At 37.6% G+C, this 18878-nt stretch carries 20 protein-coding genes; 8 read left to right on the forward strand and 12 right to left on the reverse strand.

Annotation, left to right across the window (positions count from 1 at the left end; all coding sequences use genetic code 11):
* Nucleotides 1-397: 397 nt before the first annotated feature.
* On the reverse strand, nucleotides 398-1267 hold the full coding sequence (locus IEV74_RS18235) for a nucleotidyltransferase-like protein (protein WP_188456799.1): 870 nt from the start codon (nucleotides 1265-1267) through the stop codon (nucleotides 398-400).
* 129 nt (nucleotides 1268-1396) lie between these two features.
* Here IEV74_RS18235 and IEV74_RS18240 point away from each other — a divergent pair, with 129 nt between their 5' ends.
* Nucleotides 1397-1789 (forward strand): YgzB family protein, encoded by a 393-nt coding sequence (locus IEV74_RS18240; protein ID WP_188456800.1) that lies wholly within the window; start codon nucleotides 1397-1399, stop codon nucleotides 1787-1789.
* A gap of 61 nt (nucleotides 1790-1850) precedes the next feature.
* Here the strand turns inward: IEV74_RS18240 and perR are convergent, their stop codons facing one another.
* The 7 genes from perR to IEV74_RS18275 form a co-directional block, all read right to left on the reverse strand.
* The gene (perR, locus tag IEV74_RS18245; RefSeq protein ID WP_373284371.1) at nucleotides 1851-2300 is read right to left on the reverse strand and encodes a peroxide-responsive transcriptional repressor PerR; all 450 of its coding nucleotides are present in this window, start codon (nucleotides 2298-2300) and stop codon (nucleotides 1851-1853) included.
* Nucleotides 2301-2525: 225 nt separating this feature from the next.
* Nucleotides 2526-3083, reverse strand: a complete 558-nt coding sequence (locus IEV74_RS18250; RefSeq protein ID WP_188456802.1) for a cob(I)yrinic acid a,c-diamide adenosyltransferase — start codon at nucleotides 3081-3083, stop codon at nucleotides 2526-2528.
* 2 nt (nucleotides 3084-3085) lie between these two features.
* Nucleotides 3086-4036, reverse strand: coding sequence for a D-2-hydroxyacid dehydrogenase (locus IEV74_RS18255; RefSeq protein WP_188456803.1), 951 nt, complete (start codon nucleotides 4034-4036; stop codon nucleotides 3086-3088).
* A 75-nt stretch (nucleotides 4037-4111) separates the two neighbouring features.
* A complete protein-coding gene (locus IEV74_RS18260; protein ID WP_188456804.1) occupies nucleotides 4112-4780 on the reverse strand; it encodes a sugar transferase in 669 nt (222 codons plus the stop codon).
* Between the two features lie 131 nt (nucleotides 4781-4911).
* A complete protein-coding gene (locus IEV74_RS18265) occupies nucleotides 4912-6024 on the reverse strand; it encodes an aminopeptidase (RefSeq protein ID WP_188456805.1) in 1113 nt (370 codons plus the stop codon).
* A 278-nt stretch (nucleotides 6025-6302) separates the two neighbouring features.
* Nucleotides 6303-6770 carry a thioredoxin-dependent thiol peroxidase gene (gene bcp, locus IEV74_RS18270; RefSeq protein ID WP_188456806.1) on the reverse strand — a complete coding sequence of 156 codons (468 nt, stop codon included), beginning with the start codon at nucleotides 6768-6770 and terminating at the stop codon, nucleotides 6303-6305.
* A gap of 56 nt (nucleotides 6771-6826) precedes the next feature.
* Complete coding sequence (locus tag IEV74_RS18275) at nucleotides 6827-7297, reverse strand: potassium channel family protein (RefSeq protein ID WP_229683249.1); 471 nt, start codon at nucleotides 7295-7297, stop codon at nucleotides 6827-6829.
* A gap of 93 nt (nucleotides 7298-7390) precedes the next feature.
* Between IEV74_RS18275 and IEV74_RS18280 the strand changes: the two genes are divergently transcribed.
* From IEV74_RS18280 to IEV74_RS18300, 5 genes are all read left to right on the forward strand, one after another.
* A complete protein-coding gene (locus IEV74_RS18280; protein WP_188456807.1) occupies nucleotides 7391-8089 on the forward strand; it encodes a response regulator transcription factor in 699 nt (232 codons plus the stop codon).
* Nucleotides 8089-9108, forward strand: coding sequence for a sensor histidine kinase (locus IEV74_RS18285; protein WP_229683250.1), 1020 nt, complete (start codon nucleotides 8089-8091; stop codon nucleotides 9106-9108). Before IEV74_RS18280 ends, IEV74_RS18285 begins: the two co-directional genes overlap by 1 nt.
* A gap of 127 nt (nucleotides 9109-9235) precedes the next feature.
* Nucleotides 9236-10012 (forward strand): ABC transporter ATP-binding protein, encoded by a 777-nt coding sequence (locus IEV74_RS18290; RefSeq protein ID WP_188456808.1) that lies wholly within the window; start codon nucleotides 9236-9238, stop codon nucleotides 10010-10012.
* Nucleotides 9987-11906, forward strand: a complete 1920-nt coding sequence (locus tag IEV74_RS18295) for an FtsX-like permease family protein (RefSeq protein ID WP_188456809.1) — start codon at nucleotides 9987-9989, stop codon at nucleotides 11904-11906. Before IEV74_RS18290 ends, IEV74_RS18295 begins: the two co-directional genes overlap by 26 nt.
* A gap of 44 nt (nucleotides 11907-11950) precedes the next feature.
* A complete protein-coding gene (locus tag IEV74_RS18300) occupies nucleotides 11951-13246 on the forward strand; it encodes a glutamate-1-semialdehyde 2,1-aminomutase (protein WP_188456810.1) in 1296 nt (431 codons plus the stop codon).
* 239 nt (nucleotides 13247-13485) lie between these two features.
* Here the strand turns inward: IEV74_RS18300 and IEV74_RS18305 are convergent, their stop codons facing one another.
* From IEV74_RS18305 to IEV74_RS18315, 3 genes are all read right to left on the reverse strand, one after another.
* On the reverse strand, nucleotides 13486-15255 hold the full coding sequence (locus IEV74_RS18305; RefSeq protein ID WP_188456811.1) for an ABC transporter ATP-binding protein: 1770 nt from the start codon (nucleotides 15253-15255) through the stop codon (nucleotides 13486-13488).
* Nucleotides 15256-15384: 129 nt separating this feature from the next.
* Nucleotides 15385-15912, reverse strand: coding sequence for a nucleoside tri-diphosphate phosphatase (ntdP, locus tag IEV74_RS18310; protein ID WP_188456812.1), 528 nt, complete (start codon nucleotides 15910-15912; stop codon nucleotides 15385-15387).
* A gap of 175 nt (nucleotides 15913-16087) precedes the next feature.
* Nucleotides 16088-16273 (reverse strand): gamma-type small acid-soluble spore protein, encoded by a 186-nt coding sequence (locus IEV74_RS18315; RefSeq protein WP_188456813.1) that lies wholly within the window; start codon nucleotides 16271-16273, stop codon nucleotides 16088-16090.
* A gap of 171 nt (nucleotides 16274-16444) precedes the next feature.
* On the opposite strand from IEV74_RS18315, the gene yfhS reads away from it, so the two are divergent.
* A complete protein-coding gene (gene yfhS / locus IEV74_RS18320) occupies nucleotides 16445-16615 on the forward strand; it encodes a mother cell protein YfhS (RefSeq protein WP_188456814.1) in 171 nt (56 codons plus the stop codon).
* Between the two features lie 36 nt (nucleotides 16616-16651).
* Here yfhS and mutY read toward each other — a convergent pair whose 3' ends face one another.
* Nucleotides 16652-17725 (reverse strand): A/G-specific adenine glycosylase, encoded by a 1074-nt coding sequence (mutY, locus tag IEV74_RS18325; protein ID WP_188456835.1) that lies wholly within the window; start codon nucleotides 17723-17725, stop codon nucleotides 16652-16654.
* Between the two features lie 154 nt (nucleotides 17726-17879).
* On the opposite strand from mutY, the gene IEV74_RS18330 reads away from it, so the two are divergent.
* Nucleotides 17880-18866, forward strand: a complete 987-nt coding sequence (locus IEV74_RS18330; protein WP_188456815.1) for a metal-dependent hydrolase — start codon at nucleotides 17880-17882, stop codon at nucleotides 18864-18866.
* Nucleotides 18867-18878 lie beyond the last annotated feature (12 nt).

Below are 18878 nucleotides of genomic sequence, written 5' to 3' on the forward strand. Positions count from 1 at the left end.
ATTCGAAAAACATGAATGTTTTTCTTGACATACTGGTTGTTTTGTTCAGTTTTCAAAGAGCAAATTTTCAAGTGCCGCTCGTTTTTGGCGACTTTAATATCATATCATGCTGATAAAATCATGTCAACAAAAAGTTTGATATTTTTTAAAGCCATGTTGCCGCGTAACGTGTTCTTTCTTGGCGACGCATTTAACTTTACCACGGTTAATATACAAAGTCAACGATATTTTTAAATAAAAAATATCTGTTTTCTAAACACCGGGGCCTAAAGTGCACACTTACTGCAAAATTTGAAATCACGTACTTAGAGGAGGGCGATCAATTTAATCCCTCCTACTATTATCATTAACTCAGATTATATAAAAGACTGCTCAGGAAATATGAAACTAAATCGACTTATTCTTCCATCCGATACTTCCTTTGATAAACCCCAGTACCCTTTGTCCTTAAACGTTCGGTTTGAACAATGCCTTTTTCGACTAAATATGCAAGCATCGCTGTGAGATCAAGTGCGTATGGCTCTACCAAAGGATGGTCCTTTAATTCGCCATAGGACCATGATTCATCCTTCTCCTTTAAAACATCTAACAAATGTTTTGCAGATACTCTTGCCCTGTTGCTTATGACAAAGTCAGTGGCCAGAATCATTAATTGAACACGTTTGTCTAATTCCTCATTGCTTTGAATAAGTTCATCATATAATTTATATACTTCCGGATCGATTTGACGAACCTGATTCCAGACTGTTACTTCAGGATGATATCCCTTTTCGATAACTGCTAATCGTGCTAAATAATGCAGAGAATTAACAATCCTGCTGTACGCATCCTTATACTGGGAGGATTCATAAAGATCCTTCACCTCACTATAGCTTTTGACAAGCTTGCCGAATTCAATTGCCTTTCGCAAATTCCGTTTATCATGTGGAAAATCGCGTATTTGTTCTTTAAAGTCAGCTATATATTCATTGCGGTCGAAAATAACCTTCCCATAGGTTAACCATGCGATTGCCTTTCGATATCCGCTTGTATCAATCCATTTTCTTAATAATTCATTCGTAACAATGTGCATGGCAGCTGTTTTATCGTCAAATTCGTAATGCTTTACATGCCATTGTATATCAGATTTTTCTACTATTATAAGTAATATCACATCAAAGTTATCTGTAATTGGGCTGTTTGGTCTCGTTTTTTCAATCAACAATACACCTAGTGTGTTAGAATCACTTGCTCGTTCCTGGTAAATGGGTCTCAACAAATCTTCCATTTTACGAATTCCTCCAATAACCTTGTATATTATATTATATTTCGACATTCGTCTACGAAATCCTTTTTACAACAAAAAATTGATATAATTATGCTATACTAGCCAATGTAATAGATAAGGAGGAAACACATGGCGCAATTAGTCTATTCGAGCAAAATAAATAAAATCCGTTCCTTTGCTTTGTTTTTAATATTTGCTGGATTCCTTTTAATGTACGGTGGTATTTTGACGAAAAAGATCCCGTGGCTTATGGCAACATTTTTCATTTTAGGTATTCTGCTTATTGTTTTTAGCTGTGTTGTTTATTTTTGGATTGGCATGCTATCAACAAAAGCTATCCCTATCATTTGTCCAAACTGTGAAAAGCCAACGAAAATGCTTGGACGTGTGGATGCTTGTATGCACTGTAAACAAACGCTAACACTTGATAAGGATTTAGAAGGCAAAGAATTTGATGAAAGATATAATAGCAGACATTATAGAAAAGAACTAAGAGAAAAACAAAAAAACAGCAAGAAATAAAATTTCCATTAAAAAAATCCGGATGCTGCGTTTCCAGCATCCGGATTTTTTATAAATAATATTAGTGCTTTTGCGTTTCAACATTCTTACAGCTATCGCATTTGCCATAGATTTCCATTCGGTGATGACTAACTTCAAATCCTGTCACCTGTTCAGCAAGTGATTCCACTTCGTCCAAGCTTGGATAGTGAAAATCAACTATTTTGCCACATTCTTCACAAATTATGTGATAATGCTTTGTCGTATTATAATCAAACCGGCTTGATGAATCACCATATGTTAATTCACGAACAAGGCCAATCTCTTTTAGGACCCGCAAATTGTTATAAACAGTGGCAACACTCATATTAGGAAATTTACTCTCTAAAGCTTTATAAATTTCGTCGGCTGTTGGGTGAATCATGGAATTCAGAAGATATTCAAGAACCGCATGACGTTGTGGTGTAATGCGCACCCCAGATTCTTTAAGTGTATCAATCGCTTCACGTAACTTTTGTTCAGACACCGCCATGCACCCCACTTTCATACGTATATTTCAATTCTAATAATATTATTAGTTTATAATCTTTATAATTAGTGTACCTGTTCAAACCGTATCCTGTCAATATAAGTATATTGCGTAACGAGAATTATTATAACTATTAATTCATTTTAGTGTTTGCTGTGTATTCTTTGCTATTCAAAAAAACAAGCAATACGTTATATTTTTAAAACGCACTGCTTGTTTTCTATTAAATTAAACGTCTGCCTGCAGTGGTATCTCTTCACCATCCAAGCTTTGATTCACATACCTCGCAGCCACGAATAGCAGGTCAGATAATCGGTTTAAATACGATACAACAAGTGGATTTACCACCTCGTCCCCTAACCCAACCGCAGTACGTTCAGCACGTCTTGTAACCGTACGTGCTGTGTGTAGAGCACTTGAAGTACTGTGGCCAGAAGGTAAAATAAAGTTTTTCAATGGCTGCAACTGTTTATCCCATTCATCAATTTGGTCTTCCAGCTCCTGAATATGCGAGTGCTTCAGCTTCCACGTAACTTCCTTATCACTCGGAGTAGCAAGTTCTGCACCAACGTGGAATAAAATGGTTTGGATCCGGTGCATTGTTTTTAAAAACGCATCTTTTCCCTCCCACTTTTCGTTGTCCAAAAAGCTTAATGCAAGACCAATCATTGAATTCGCCTCATCACATGTTCCGTAAGCCTCTACACGTAAATCATTTTTCGGTACGCGCTTTCCATAAATCAATGACGTTGTTCCTTTATCCCCTGATCTTGTATAAATTCGCATCTCTAATACCCCCTAGTAACGTCAATTTTATTAATAAGATCCATTTTTCCATTCATATACGTATGAAGATTGTTTTCAAAGATTTCTAATGCCCGTGTTACATAATGTCGTGATTTACCAGATAAATGTGGTGTGACCGTAATATTTTCTTCCTGCCAAAGTGGGCTTTCCTTTGGTAATGGTTCCTCTTCAAATACGTCTAATATGGCATGGGCAATTTCCCCCTGGCGAACTGCTTTTAATAGATCCTCACCTTTTACAGCGTTTCCACGCCCCATATTTAGAAATACCGCATGATCTGGCATCAGTTCAAAATGTTTAAACGCATAAAAAGCTACTGTTTCCCGTGTGCTCGGAAGAACGGATACAACAAAATCGGCCTCTGGTAACATGTCCTCCAATTGATTTGTTGTATAATTCTCGTCAAAATGTTCGATGGACCGGCCGCTTCTGGAAACTCCAATTGTTTTCATACGAAAAGCTTTTGCTAAACGAGCTACCTCTTGTCCAATTGCACCTGCACCAACTACCAGCATTGTTTTCCCGGTAATTTCCTGAATTCTTACCGCTTCGTCCCAATGGCTGCTAGTCTCCTTTTCAATTAGCTGTTTTCCGTTCCGATATACTTGCAGCAGCATAAAGATGGCGTATTCAGACATTGGTACTTTGTGGATTCCGCGTGAATTTGTCACAACAATATCTCTGCGCTTAATTGCTTCGAACGGCATCTGATCCAATCCGGCTGACAAAACCATGATCCATTTTAAGTTACTTGCCTGATTAATAATGTCTTCCGTAAAGTCGCTGCCATACGATACTACTATTTCACAGGTGGATAAATGCCTTTTCGCCTCATCCATAGTATTGCAAAAAATGAATGATAGTTCCGGAAAACGTTGTGTCAGGCTGGTCTGATGCTTACTTGATAACTTCGCAGTAAATAGAATCGACAACCTTCTCTGCCCCCTTACAAAATTATTACTATATACTATAGTATACGTTTTTCCGTTTGTTGAACATAGATTGCGTTATTTGTTTTTAATTAGACGTGAAATTGCTTGGGAGAAAATTGTTATATCAAATCGAATCGAACAGTTCTTAATATAGTAAAGATCATAGGCTATTTTTTTATCATGATGATTGTATTCCGATTTCCCATTAACCTGGGCATAGCCTGTAATTCCTGGCCTCATGTTTAGACGATTTCGTTGATTTTGATTATAATAATTTGCTATTTCAGGTGTTTCCGGTTGTGGTCCAACCAAGCTCATATCACCTTTTAGAACGTTGATAAATTCAGGGATTAAATCGAAACGATATTTTCTTAACCAGATTCCGGTCTTCGTCATACTTGCTGTGCAGTTGTTCCGATAAACAAATTCATTCGGAACACCCTCCGACCATTTATTTGGAAATGGATGTGGCGGAAATGCGCGGATTACTTTAGAAGGAATTGTAGTTGTACGGAATTTCCATAAAATAAACGGCCGATCGTGTTTGCCAATACGTGCCTCTTTATATAGGATCGGTCCACCTTCTTGTTTATAGATGATAATACTGATTACCACTAGCAATGGTGCAACGAGAACTAGCAAAACAGTACTCACGACAATGTCTATTATTCGTTTCGCTATGAAATACAGCATGCCGCGTTTGCGAGAGACAGTTTTTATTCTTATATTTTGCCACGCTTCCATGTTTACCACTCCTTTTAAGAAAGACTAGTATGCGTCCAAGTGTTACTTATATCTATTCCGAAAACTAGTTTTATATAACAAAAAACCTTCCCAACGTACGAATTGGAAGGTTTTCTCAGTAAATCATTCACTTATTTCATTAAATTCTCTGGATTCAGCTGCTTTAACGCGTCCACTACGAAAATTCCATTGTCACGGATCAATACATCGTCAAAATATAATTGGCCACCGCCATATTCCTGGCGTTGAATTAATACCATATCCCAATGTACTGCAGAATCATTACCATTGTCCGCATCATCATATGCTGCGCCTGGTGTGAAGTGCAGACTCCCCGCAATTTTTTCATCAAAAAGAATATCACCCATTGGGTCGGTAACTTTGGGATTTAACCCAATCGCAAATTCTCCAACATAACGTGCACCTTCGTCCGTATCTAATATTTTGTTGAGCTGATCTGGCTTATCTGCTGTTGCCGCAACAATCTTTCCATCTTTAAATGTTAATGCAACATCGTGAAACACATTCCCCTGATATGGACATGGTGTATTGAATTTAATAGTGCCATTTACACTATTTTTAATTGGTGCAGTATACACTTCTCCATCTGGTATGTTGTATTCTCCGGCACATATGACTGCTGGAATATCTTTAATGGAAAACGTTAAATCAGTTCCTTGTCCTGTAATATGTACTTTATCTGTCTTCTCCATCATATCCTTCAGTGCTCCTTGAGCTTTTTCCATTTTCGCATAGTCGATTGTACATACGTCAATAAAATAATCATAAAATCGCTCATAACTCATTCTGGCTTTTTGCGCAAATCCGTTTGTTGGATAATTGAGTAATACCCACTTCCGCTTATCAACAAGAAAGTCTTGTGATGCTTTCATTTCCTTTCCCGACATACGAAATTGCTCCTGTGGCACATCAATAAATTCTGAGTCATTTTCTTCACCGACAATTTGAACAAATGCATCGATATCCTGATATTTATGTAAGTTCCACTTATTTATTAATTGAATCTGTTCCTTTTTGGCGCCGGTTACGAAAAGCCGATTGATTTCATCATCCCTTAGATCAACATATGGCAGTACGTTTAAATCATATGCCGCTTTAATTAATTCCTTGATTAGCGGTTTTGCATTCGTACTGCCTGAAATAAGTACTTTTTCATTTTCTTTCATAGCTAATGAATGTGTTAGCAATTGATATGCTAACTTTTTCAGACGCGGATCATGCACTGAACAATTCCCCCTTTACGATTTGATGTATTTAATAGATTGGTGTTTTGACACAAAAGACGTAAACCGAGACGTAAATTTTTCATTTTACGTTGCTCTTTTGCCCCGCAGGTATGAATATGCTTTTTTTATTTCCTCATCACCATAAACGTATGAAGTTATAAAATATCACATTAGTGTATTTCCAGAACGGTAGTCTAAGCATTTCATTACGTCGCAGTCTACGGAAACTACATAATAAGGCAGCCTCATATGATTAAGACTGCCTTAATTCATCCTTATAAATTTTCCCTAATGTATGTTAATGCTTCCTCCACATGTCCTTTTACTTTTACCTTGCGAAATTCTTTTTGCAGATTACCTTCTTTATCAATGATAAATGTAGAGCGCTCTATTCCGTAATATTCTTTACCAAAGTTTTTCTTCAGCTTCCATACTCCATAATCTTCAGCAACTTTATGGTCTTCATCTGCTAACAATAGGAAAGGCAAATCATGTTTGTCGATAAACTTTTGATGACGGTCAACCGGATCCGGACTTACGCCAATTATCACTGCATCAAGTTCAGCAAAGCTTTCGTGCTGATCACGAAAATCACAAGCCTCCGTAGTACAGCCGGGTGTCATATCTTTTGGATAAAAATAGAGCACAACATGCTGTCCCTTAAAATCTGCCAAACTAACCTCTTTACCTGATTGATTCGGCAATGTAAATTGTGGTGCCTTTTTGCCTGCTTCAACTGTCACATTATAACCTCCATACCAAATATTCTTATATGCTAACTATAACAGAAGTTAGCAGGCTATTCATTACCTCTGCTTCGCGCGGTATGCTGAACTAGTTTTAACACAAATGCAGTCGGCAGAACATAGCCGATTAACGCCTCAATAAGTGCAATAAAGCGTCCTATTCCGATTGGCGTGATGTCACCATATCCAATTGTTAAAAGGGTTACCCCGCTAAAATAAAATGTGTGAATAATAGAGCCAAGCACACTAACCTGCCGCAATTCACCATGTTCCACTAACATAATATTGTGAAACGACAATATAAAATATATCAGACCAAACCCAATAATGACGACACTATACAAAATTAGCAATGTATAAAATATTTCTGCGGAAAACCGGCTCTCTCTCATTTCAACCTGAAAACGGAACTTACCTCCGCGGATAAAGCCAATAATACTAGTCACAATCACTATACATATAGCTGCAAGTATTATCCATGAAAAGATAGACATTAAATCCCCTTCAATCCAAATTCGTTCCATATATATATATGCTTGTAAGATGGATGGCTTGTCATTTATTTTTTGCCATTAATATTATAGGATAGGATTATGAAAGTTAAGGAGCTGTTTTTGATGAAACAGATTTACTTAGTTGAAGATGATCCGAAAATTGCAGGATTACTTAAGGACTATTTGGAAAGATATGAGTATACCGTAACGATTGTAAAAGCTTTTGATAATATTATTGGTGAATTTAAACAACTGACCCCACATCTTGTTTTAATGGACATTAATCTGCCGAGGTATGATGGATTTTATTGGTGCCGGCAAATTCGCAGCATATCAAATTGCCCAATAATCTTTATTTCAGCCCGTGATTCCGGGATGGATCAGGTAATGGCGATTGAGAATGGCGGCGATGACTATATTACAAAACCATTCAACTTTGATGTTGTCCAGGCAAAAATAAAGGGAATCATGCGCCGAATTTACGGTGAATATGCTGTGTCAAAACAGGCTGATTTTGTTGAAATAGATGGTTTCGTATTATATTTGACCGCTATGGAAGCTAAGTATAAAGAAGATGCAGCTGTGCTCACGAAAAATGAATTTGTACTTTTAAAGGCATTCACGGATCAACTAAATCAAGTCTTATCCAGAACCCATTTACTTGAAATGTTATGGGATGACGAGCATTTTGTAGATGATAACACACTATCGGTTAACATCACTAGGCTACGCAAAAAGCTTGAGGATATCGGAATTGAAAATAGTATTCAAACGGTACGTGGTGCGGGATATAAAATGGTAAATACATGGAGTGGTACGTAATGAAAAGTTTTTTAAAGGACAGCCTTCCATTTATCTTATTTTTTTATTCACAGTGCGTCCTGATTATCCTAACTGTTCAACTAGCTGTCGCAAGTACGGGAAACCCAATGGGAAAAGGAATGGTTTTTTATTTATTTCTATTACCTACCTGTTTTCTCATTGTTTTTCTTGGATTTCGTTATTACAAATTTAAAGATTTCTATACCGTTTTTAATAACCTATCCCAAGAAACGGATCATGCCTGGTTTCCCGAACCACCAAATATCATGATGGAAAATGTTAAACATCAACATGACATGCAATACAATTATTATCACCAGCAAATCGAACAGCTTGAACAGCACAAACAAATGGAGTTTAACTTTATACAGCAATGGGTCCATCAAATGAAGACCCCAGTATCTGTTATGCATTTATCCATGCAGAAGGAGAAAATGAATTTACCGGAGCATTTTGTCCATAATATGCAAGAGGAAATTGAACGGATGCAGCAAGGGCTGGATTTGGCACTATATCAATCACGTCTGCAAAAGTTCGATCGGGATTTTCATGTCCAAAAAATTTCCCTTAAAACGATGGTCAAAGACTCCATTAAAGAATTCAAATCAAGCTTTATACGAAACAACGTTTTTCCGGAATTATTGGTTGACGAAGGTCTGATTGTGGCAACAGATCCGAAATGGTTTCGTTTCGTCCTGAACCAATTGATTTCCAACGCTATTAAATATTCCAAAGATGAATCAGGGAAGATATATTTTACTGCCAGCATGGACGGAAAACAATTAAAATTCCAGATACAAGACAATGGTCACGGTATCCCGTCACAGGATTTAAAACGTGTCTTTGATCCATTCTTCACTGGATTAAATGGCAGGACGTTCCGCGAATCAACTGGAATGGGTTTATATTTATCTAAAGAAATATGTCACGCACTTGGCCATGAGATTAACATTTCATCGGAAAAAGATATTGGAACTGCTGTAACAATTACATTTGTGAATACGATTGACCATTACTAATCCCAACCTTACAAACATGTAAGGTTTCTTTTTTCATTTGAAAGATAATGCGATAGGTAAAATTGCTATAATTAGATAGACTTAAGGGAGAATAAAATAGTGAATACAGGTTCTAGGAGGAAACGCAATGTCTGTTTTAGCAGCAGAAAATTTAACAAAAATATATGGTGGCAAGCGAGGAATTCAACAGGAAGCCTTACATCAATTCCAATTAGACGTTGAAAAAGGGGAGTTCCTTGGGATTATGGGGCCGTCTGGAAGCGGTAAAACCACTCTGCTGAATCTTTTATCGACAATTGATAACCCTACATCCGGAAAAGTAATCATTAACGGTGAAGTGGTAACATCATTATCTAAAAATAAATTAGCAAAATTCCGGCGACGGGAAATGGGGTTTATTTTTCAGGACTATAATCTTCTGGATACACTGACAATTGGCGAAAATATCCTGCTCCCATTAACACTTCAGGGGGAAAAAGTGAAGGAAATGGAGAAAAAGCTGGTCATTGTTACAAAACAGCTTGGTATTGATATGATCATTAATAAGCGTACATACGAGGTTTCCGGAGGGCAAATGCAGCGGGCGGCAATTGCTCGGGCAATTATTCATGATCCGACGGTTATTTTTGCGGATGAACCAACCGGTAATCTGGATTCCAAGGCATCATTGCAGGTAATGGAATCACTTAGCGCATTACAGCAGACACACAGAACAACAACTGTTATGGTTACGCATGACCCATTTGCTGCCAGCTTTTGCGGCCGAGTGATTTTTATAAAAGACGGGAAATTATTTAATGAAATTCACCAAGGTGAAAATCGGCAAAGCTTTTTTCAGGACATTTTAAATGTGCAATCACTTTTGGGAGGAAATATGGATGACTTTCAAACAATTCGCATTTAACAATGTTAAACGAAATACAAGACAATATTTAAGTTATTTCTTAAGCTGTATGTTTGCGGTAACGGTTTTCTTTATGTACGCAGTAATTGTTTTCCACCCTGATATACAAGAAGCCGAATTTCGTGATGTTGTCCAGCGTGGAATCCTTTTATCAGAAGCAATTATTTATATTTTCTCTTTTTTGTTTGTTCTGTTTTCAACTGGGTCGTTTATTAATTCCCGTAAGAAACAATACGGGGTACTAACAACACTAGGAATTAGTAAGTCGCAGCTTAATCGTATGCTTATTTTGGAAAATACGATTATCGGTGTAACATCAATTGCTGCGGGATTATTATTAGGTGCTTTATTGACGAAATTATTTTTAATGATTTTCCAGCAGATTCTTGGGCTGGATCAAATTCTGCCTTTTTACTTATCGTTAAAAGCAATCGGAATAACTGTTATATTATTTTTTATTATGTTTGAGGTGAATTCTTTAGCAGTTGTCTGGACATTAAGGACGAATTCAATTATGGAAGTATTCCGTGGAGCTAAAGGTCCGAAAAAGACCCCAAAGTTTTCATGGATATTAAGTTTATTGGGAATTGGATTGATTGGATCGGGGTATTACCTTGCGTATACAGCGAACGTAATGACTATTATAATTTATATGGTTCCAATTTTGATGCTTGTCATACCTGGTACCTATTTTCTTTTTACTCAATTTAGTATTGCATTTATAACTCTTTTAAAGCGGAAAAACGGATTTTATTATAACAAATTAAATTTGCTTACCGTCTCTGAATTAGCCTATAAGCTGAAGGATAATTCCAGAACATTGTTTATTGTGGCTATTTTGAGTGCAGTAGCATTCACATCATCTGGTGTCCTATATGGATTGTTTCAAGGTGTAGAGGATGAAGCCAAGCGTTTTGTTCCTCAGGATGCCACCTTGAATAGTAAAGGAAATGAGAATGCAGATAAAATCGAAAAAGAGATTGACCTTGTCGAAAACGCATTCCAGGAAAAAGGTATAGCGTTTGATTCAAAATTGATTCGAACAACACAGGCACAGATTTATAGTAATGACAAGAACTGGGATGAAGTATGGGTTCAAATCTATTCGTATTCGGATTATGCAGCTATAACTAGACTTCATGGTCATAGCGTTCCCTTTGAAGTAGATGATGATGAAATGGTCATTTCAAAACAGGAATTTGCCTTACCCGATGATGAAAAAATTCTACCAGGGAAACTTACGATTAAATCAGAAAACAATTCAGCAACCTTTAAAACAAATGCTGCAAAATTAGGTTTGAATCAAAATATATATACCACATTTGATGTAGTTGTTTCCGATACCATGTTTAAGAAGTTTTTCCAGACTGCAGAAGCTAATGAAGTTTATTCTAATTATGCTATGGAGATTCCTAATTGGAAAGCCCATAAAGAAGATATTTCACAGATATTTAGCCACGTAGACAGAAAGATAGCCCATCCGGATTCGAAGGCAGAATACTATTTAATGATGAAAGAAGGTCTGTCCTATTTGTTCTTTTTTGGTATATTTATAAGTGTGTTATTCTTTTTAGCAGCTGGATCAATATTATATTTTCGAATGTATCAGGACATGGACAAGGATTTACATTATTACCACTCCTTATATCGGATAGGATTTACGGATAAAGAAATGAAGAAAATAGCGACTAGACAGCTCGGATTTTTATTCTTTATTCCGTTTTGTGTCGCAGTTGTACATGCAAGCTTTGCTTTTAAAGCATTACAAAACATGATTGCTTCATCCGTAATTATGCCAAGTGTGATGATTATTTCATTCTTTTTCGTCATACATCTGATAAATTTTATCTTCATACGAAATGTATACACGGCTAAACTGAAAAGAGTAATGTAGAATTGGCACAGTGATTTTTTTACTTTAGGAGGCAATTGATAAATATGGATTTCACAAAATCTGAGAGTTTACATGAAGAGGCACTTAAGCATATTGTTGGTGGTGTTAACTCTCCATCACGGGCATACAAGGCTGTAGGAGGCGGATCACCTGTCTATATGGAACATGGAAAAGGTGCATATTTTTGGGATGTCGATGGTAACAAATATATCGATTATTTGGCAGCATACGGTCCCATTATTACCGGCCATGCCCATCCACATATTGCAGAGGCAATTTCCCATGCAGCAACAAATGGTACTTTATACGGTACACCGACAAGTTTAGAAAATAAATTTGCTGAAATGCTGAAATCAGCAATCCCTTCACTTGATAAGGTTCGTTTTGTTAATTCAGGAACAGAAGCAGTTATGACAACGGTTCGTGTAGCACGTGCTTATACTGGCCGAACAAAAGTAATCAAATTTGCCGGCTGCTATCATGGCCACTTTGACGCTGTTTTAGTTCAGGCAGGTTCTGGTCCCGCAACACTTGGTACACCAGATTCAGCAGGTATTCCACAATCGGTTGCAGAGGATGTTATAACGGTTCCTTTTAATAATCTTGATGCTTTTAAAGAGGCAATTGAACACTGGGGTGAACAAATCGCTGCTGTTTTAGTTGAACCGATTGTTGGCAATTTTGGTATCGTAGAGCCCCACGAAGGATTCCTGCAAGCGATAAATGATATTACACATAGTGCTGGAGCATTAGTCATCTATGATGAAGTTATCACCGCATTCCGCTTTACATATGGAAGTGCACAGCAGGTCTATGGCATCGAACCTGACATGACTGCTATGGGCAAAATCATTGGTGGAGGCTTACCCATTGGCGCTTATGGTGGACGCCAGGAAATTATGGAGCAGGTTGCACCACTTGGACCAGCTTATCAAGCAGGAACGATGGCCGGCAACCCTGCATCAATGGCAGCAGGAATAGCATGTTTGGAAGTATTAAAGCAAGAAGGCGTTTATGAGAAATTAGAGCGTCTAGGTGAACGATTAGAAGCAGGAATAGTAGAGAAAGCTTCTGAGACGGGAGTTCCCATTTCAGTGAATAGACTTCGCGGTGCGCTGACCATATATTTTGGCGATGGCGAAATTACCAACTACGATCAAGCAGAAGCAAGTGATGGAGAAGCTTTTGCCAATTTTTTTAAACTCATGTTAAATCAAGGGATTAATTTAGCGCCTTCAAAATATGAGGCATGGTTTCTAACTACGGAACATACAGAAGCTGATATTGATCAGACAATTGAAGCAGTCGGTCATGCATTTGCTGCGATGGCTGGAAAGTAGATTTAATGCAGAGCACTCTCCTTTTTGGGGAGTGCTTTTTTGTATGGATAGGGTTTCGGGGATGTTCCTCCTCTCCGGTTGATGTTCCTCCTCTCCGGTTGATGTTCCTCCTCTCCGGTTGATGTTCCTCCTCTCCGGTTGATGTTCCTCCTCTCCGGTTGATGTTCCTCCTCTCCGGTTGATGTTCCTCCTCTCCGGTTGATACATAAAAAACTCCACCAAAGGGGGAGTTTTTTATATCAATTCATTCCAATATGCTCAGGCTTATCCAAATTCTGTACCTGATATAAATCATAATAGCTGCCTTTACGGATCATCAATTCTTCGTGAGAACCAATTTCACTTATTTCACCATTTTCAATAACAACGATGCGATCGGCATGTGTAATGGTTGCTAATCGATGGGCAACGATAAATGTCGTTCGATCAGATGCCAATTTCTCTACTGCTTCCTGAATCGTATGTTCACTTTCTAAATCAAGTGCAGATGTTGCTTCGTCGAAAATCAGGATTGGCGGGTTTTTCAAGAATACACGGGCGATTGCAATGCGCTGCTTTTGCCCTCCGGATAATTTGACTCCTCTTTCTCCCACTAATGTATCATAGCCATGTGGCAGTTCTTTAATAAATCCATGTGCATTAGCCGCTTGTGCTGCTGCTATGACTTCTTCGTCCGATGCTTCCGGATTCCCCATTCGTATATTCATGGCGATGGATTCTGAGAACAATGTGTTATCCTGTAATACCATACCAATATTGTTACGCAAAGAGCGCACTTTAACATCTCGAATGTCGTAACCATCCACTTTAATCGAACCGCCTGTAACATCGTAAAACCTTGGGATTAAACTAATTAAAGTTGACTTTCCTCCCCCACTCATTCCTACAAAGGCAATCGTTTCTCCTTTTTTAACATGCAATGACACATCTTTTAATACATTTGCTTCATTATCATCGTATTTAAAAGTAACGTTCTCCACATCTACAGTTCCATCAACCCGGTCAAGCACCTTTGCGTTTTTCTTATCAACAATATCGTATTTTTCATTCAGGAATTCAAAAACACGGTCGATAGAAGCAATCGATTGAGTTAGTACCGTTGAAGAATTCACCAAACGGCGCAATGGACTATAAACGCGTTCCATGTATCCGACAAATGCAACCATCGTACCCATTGTCAAATCGCCATTAATTACTTGATAACCAGCGAAAGCAATTACTAATAAAGGTGCTAAATCGGTTATCGTATTCGTAACTGCGAATGTTTTTGCGTTCCAATCCGTATGCTCAATTGCACGGTCTAAAAAGTTAACGTTTCGTGTATTGAATTGCCCTTGTTCATAATCTTCTAATGCAAAGCTTCTTGTTACAGGCATGCCTTGAACCCGTTCATGAAGATGCCCTTGAACCTCGGCTAACGCTTGCGAACGGTCACGCGTTAATCGACGCAATTTTGCATAAAAGTATTTTACGGAGAATCCATACAATGGGAAGAGAATTATGGCAACAATTGTCAACCATACGTCCATGGTCAGCATAATGCCAATAGCGATTAATATCGTGATCATATCCAGCCAAATATTCATCAGACCAGTTATAACAAATGTTTTCGTTTGTTCGACATCATGTATTACCCGGGAAATAATTTCGCCGGTTTTTGTCTGAGAATAGAATCTCAGGCTTAACCTTTGAATATGATCAAATAGTCTGTCACGTATGTCATAAAGGATTTTATTCCCTACCCATTGCGCTAAATATTGTCGAATATATTCTATTGGAGGACGCAATAGAAGGAAAACCACGAATGCTCCTCCCATAATCCAGAAGAGCTCGCTAATTTTATCTGACTGACTCATATCCTCTGCAGCAATGATATTGTCAATGACATATTTTAAAATTAACGGCAATAATAATGGAATGGCAAATTTTACAATCCCTATCAGCACAGTCCATAAAATTTTCCATTTATACGGTTTTACAAATTGCATATATTGTTTAATACTATTCATAAATGCATCTACCTCGTTTTACTATATAAGTGAATAGAAAAGCCTTGCTACATTTGTAACAAGGTTCATAATTAGGATTTCATCATTATTATCATAACCACTATTACGTACTTCTTACATTTTACTATTTTAGCGGTATGTTAAATAACGCTCATACCATTGATCGACAAAGTCTGGTGAAAATGGTCCTTTCCGCTGTCGTACCCATCGCAGTAAATATTCTATATTATTATGCAGAATACGATCCAATACTTCCGGGTAATTCATTTTTATTTTGTGTACATCATACTCATCTTCATCCAGTAAATCGTACGTCATGTCAGGAAATACTTTCACGTCCAAATCGTAATCGATATATTTTAACGCTTCATGATCATAAACAAATGGGGAACTTATATTGCAATAGTAATAAATCCCATCATCCCTCAGCATTCCGATAATATTAAACCAGTACCGAGAGTGAAAATAACTAATCGCGGGTTCCCTTGTCACCCATGTTCTCCCGTCACTTTCTGTAACCAGGGTTTTGTCATTAGCACTAATTACAACGGATTCAGTACCCTTCAAGACTAGGCTGTTATCCCATACACGGTGCAAATGTCCATCATGTTTGTAGCTGTGAATTTGAATTTTTGAACCTGTTTTAGGACCAGCCATGCTATCTCCCTTTCAATTTATTTTAATTTTTATATGCAAACTATTTCCTATATTATAACGACAATAAAGCTAAATATAAAGTAATTAAGCTGTCCAATTGTTTTATGGTAATAAAAACACAAGAAGAGCTTCCTTGGCAGGAAACTCTTCTTGTTGAAAATCGGGGTAGATATCGTTATTTCTTATTTTGCTGAGATTTTTGATTTTGCTTTCTTACTTCTTGAGCATCTGTTTCAGAAGCAAATTCAGTACCAAATTGCCCTTGACCTTGAGATTGCTGACCTTGAGCAGCTTGTTGGTTCTGTTGTCTTACTTTCTGAACGTTAGTACCAGAAGTTGTTTGGTTAGGTTTTTTAGCCATCATTATCACCTCCGCAATAATTAATTTCTCCATTTCAATAAAAGTTATCCAACATAAATAGAGTTAAAATTATCTTTCATTGGAATAAAATGTAAATATGGAATAAAAAAAGTGAAATTACATAAATTATGAGGACAAGTACTGTCTAATGGAAAGTGGGAAGGATTCAACATGATTCAGATCCGTGATTTTACAGAATTATCAATGATGAGTAAACGCCGATGGGATGACGAAGAACTTGAGTATTTTCAGCACGCATTGTCACAGCTCCTCCCATACGTTAATGCCGAGGGACTTGCCATATTACAAGGAATTAATGAAGAAATAAAAGAAAGAGAGTAAAAGACAGTGGGACACGGGGACTGTCCCTCTGTCCACTTAAATAAACTTCATCATTTTTTGATGGGATACGGGAAATGGATACAATTCCAATCCTTCCTTATCAACAAACTTCAATCGTTGATCATATAATTGATTTTGGATCGTTTTTGCCTGGTATATTTCGAGCTGCCAAATCAAATGAGAAAACACATGCTTCAAATTACCTGCTTTGGAGCCTAACGTAATTTTCACACCATATTCACTGTGTACCCAGTTTTCAAGATGGTCGAATCCAATTTCATCAATTGGAACCATCGGAAATTGCCATAAACTTGCCAAAAGCCCGTTATCTGATCGTTTTTCAATCACATATTGGTTCTTTTCGTTTTTAATGAGCAGTGCTGCATAAGGAACTTTCTTTTGTTTTTTTGCTTTTGATTTTATTGGCAGTTCTTCCTCTATTCCTTCAGCAAAAGCTTTGCAATGCTGTTGGACTGGACAAAACATACACATAGGTGTTTTAGGTGTACAAATAAGTGCGCCCAACTCCATAATTCCTTGGTTAAATGAAGAAGGATCATCTTGTGATATAAGTTCACGCACATAGTTTTCAAACTGTTTCTTGGCACTGGGCTTTGCTATGTCGTCTTCAATTTTTAACACCCTTGCCAGTACACGCATGACATTGCCGTCAACTGCGGGTTCAGGCTGGTTGTAAGCAATGGAGAGAATTGCACCTTTTGTATATGGGCCAACACCTTTTAGTGATCCCAAGTCCTTTGGTGTATGGGGCACTTCGCCACCGTATGCAGCAACCACTTCCTTTACAGCGTTTTGTAAATTACGTGCACGGGAATAGTAACCTAGACCCTCCCATACTTTCAAAACGTCTTGCTGGTCAGCTTCAGCCAAATCGTGAAGTGTTGGGAATTTAGTAATAAACCGATGAAAATAAGGAATTACCGTGTCAACTTTTGTTTGTTGGAGCATAATCTCGGACACCCAAATTTTATATGGATCCTGATCTTCTCTCCACGGAAGATCACGTTTATTTGTATCGTACCAATTCAGCAAATCTTGTTGAAATTGATAAATGTTAACATTTTGTAATTTGTTTTCAATCAATCTTATTCATCCTTTATGTTACAATTACCTGAGTCAAAACATATCACAAATTCAAAATTAATTCTAGCAGCGAAAACACTCTTTTGACTCAAGTAAACTTAGCAAAATAAACCTTTCTATCTTGCAGATCACGCAGCATAGTCGAAGGAGGATCTTCATTATGGATACAGGTACCCATGTGGTCATGGGGATTGCATTAGGCGGGCTGGCAACATTAGACCCTGTAGTAAACAGCGATCCTACCCTATTCAATGCAGTGCTTGTCGGAACAATTGCAGGTTCTCAGGCACCGGATTTTGATACAATATTAAAATTCAAAAATAATGCAGTTTATATACGAAATCACCGTGGTGTTACGCACTCAGTTCCCGCTGTTTTAATGTGGGGAATTGCTGTATCATCTGTAATTCATGCATTTGTACCGCACGTAGACTTTTTGCATCTTTGGGCATGGACATTTTTAGCCGTGATTATTCACGTACTAGTTGATATATTTAACGCCTATGGAACACAAGCCTATCGTCCATTTACGGATAAGTGGATAGCACATGGTTTTATTAATACGTTTGATCCGTTTATATTCAGTTTGCATGTGGCCGGTATTATTGCCTGGATCCTTGGGGCAGACCCCGGGTACACATGGTTAATCATTTACACGGTGATTTTATTATATTATATCAAACGCTATATTGATAAAAGAGAAATAGTCAAAAAGATTCATGACCATTTCCCAACTACAGAAAAAATTGCAACATCGCCTACGATCAAACAGAATGAATGGCGGGTTGCGATTACAACGGATGCCAAATTCTATGTTGGTTCGGTAGAGAATGGGCATATTCAAATCGTTGATGAATTTGAAAAGGTTCCGCTTCCTGATTCACCTTTAATTAATCTGGCAAAAGAGGATCATAATGTGGCGGCATTTTTGTCATTCTCACCTGTTTACCGCTGGGAAATTAGCGATTATGATGATTTTACAGAGGTACGCTTCATCGACTTGCGTTACCGTTCAAAAGGACATTATCCATTTGTAGCGGTTGTACACATTGATGATAATATGCATATCATGAGTTCTTATACAGGCTGGATATTTTCTGAGCAAAAGCTTCAGAACAAACTGCTGGTTGGAGACAGCCCAATTTAAAAAGCGAGGTTA

The organism is Virgibacillus oceani, assembly GCF_014638995.1.
GTDB classification, from domain to species: Bacteria; Bacillota; Bacilli; order Bacillales; family Amphibacillaceae; genus Virgibacillus_E; species Virgibacillus_E oceani.

Coding starts and splice junctions, on each gene's coding strand:
- IEV74_RS18235 (WP_188456799.1), bottom strand. CDS start 1,267: ATGGAAGATTTGTTGAGACCCATTTACCAGGAACGAGCAAGTGATTCT.
- IEV74_RS18240 (WP_188456800.1), top strand. CDS start 1,397: ATGGCGCAATTAGTCTATTCGAGCAAAATAAATAAAATCCGTTCCTTT.
- perR (WP_373284371.1), bottom strand. CDS start 2,300: ATGGCGGTGTCTGAACAAAAGTTACGTGAAGCGATTGATACACTTAAA.
- IEV74_RS18250 (WP_188456802.1), bottom strand. CDS start 3,083: ATGCGAATTTATACAAGATCAGGGGATAAAGGAACAACGTCATTGATT.
- IEV74_RS18260 (WP_188456804.1), bottom strand. CDS start 4,780: ATGGAAGCGTGGCAAAATATAAGAATAAAAACTGTCTCTCGCAAACGC.
- IEV74_RS18275 (WP_229683249.1), bottom strand. CDS start 7,297: ATGGAACGAATTTGGATTGAAGGGGATTTAATGTCTATCTTTTCATGG.
- IEV74_RS18280 (WP_188456807.1), top strand. CDS start 7,391: ATGAAACAGATTTACTTAGTTGAAGATGATCCGAAAATTGCAGGATTA.
- IEV74_RS18285 (WP_229683250.1), top strand. CDS start 8,089: ATGAAAAGTTTTTTAAAGGACAGCCTTCCATTTATCTTATTTTTTTAT.
- IEV74_RS18290 (WP_188456808.1), top strand. CDS start 9,236: ATGTCTGTTTTAGCAGCAGAAAATTTAACAAAAATATATGGTGGCAAG.
- IEV74_RS18295 (WP_188456809.1), top strand. CDS start 9,987: ATGACTTTCAAACAATTCGCATTTAACAATGTTAAACGAAATACAAGA.
- IEV74_RS18300 (WP_188456810.1), top strand. CDS start 11,951: ATGGATTTCACAAAATCTGAGAGTTTACATGAAGAGGCACTTAAGCAT.
- IEV74_RS18305 (WP_188456811.1), bottom strand. CDS start 15,255: ATGAATAGTATTAAACAATATATGCAATTTGTAAAACCGTATAAATGG.
- ntdP (WP_188456812.1), bottom strand. CDS start 15,912: ATGGCTGGTCCTAAAACAGGTTCAAAAATTCAAATTCACAGCTACAAA.
- IEV74_RS18315 (WP_188456813.1), bottom strand. CDS start 16,273: ATGGCTAAAAAACCTAACCAAACAACTTCTGGTACTAACGTTCAGAAA.
- yfhS (WP_188456814.1), top strand. CDS start 16,445: ATGATTCAGATCCGTGATTTTACAGAATTATCAATGATGAGTAAACGC.
- IEV74_RS18330 (WP_188456815.1), top strand. CDS start 17,880: ATGGATACAGGTACCCATGTGGTCATGGGGATTGCATTAGGCGGGCTG.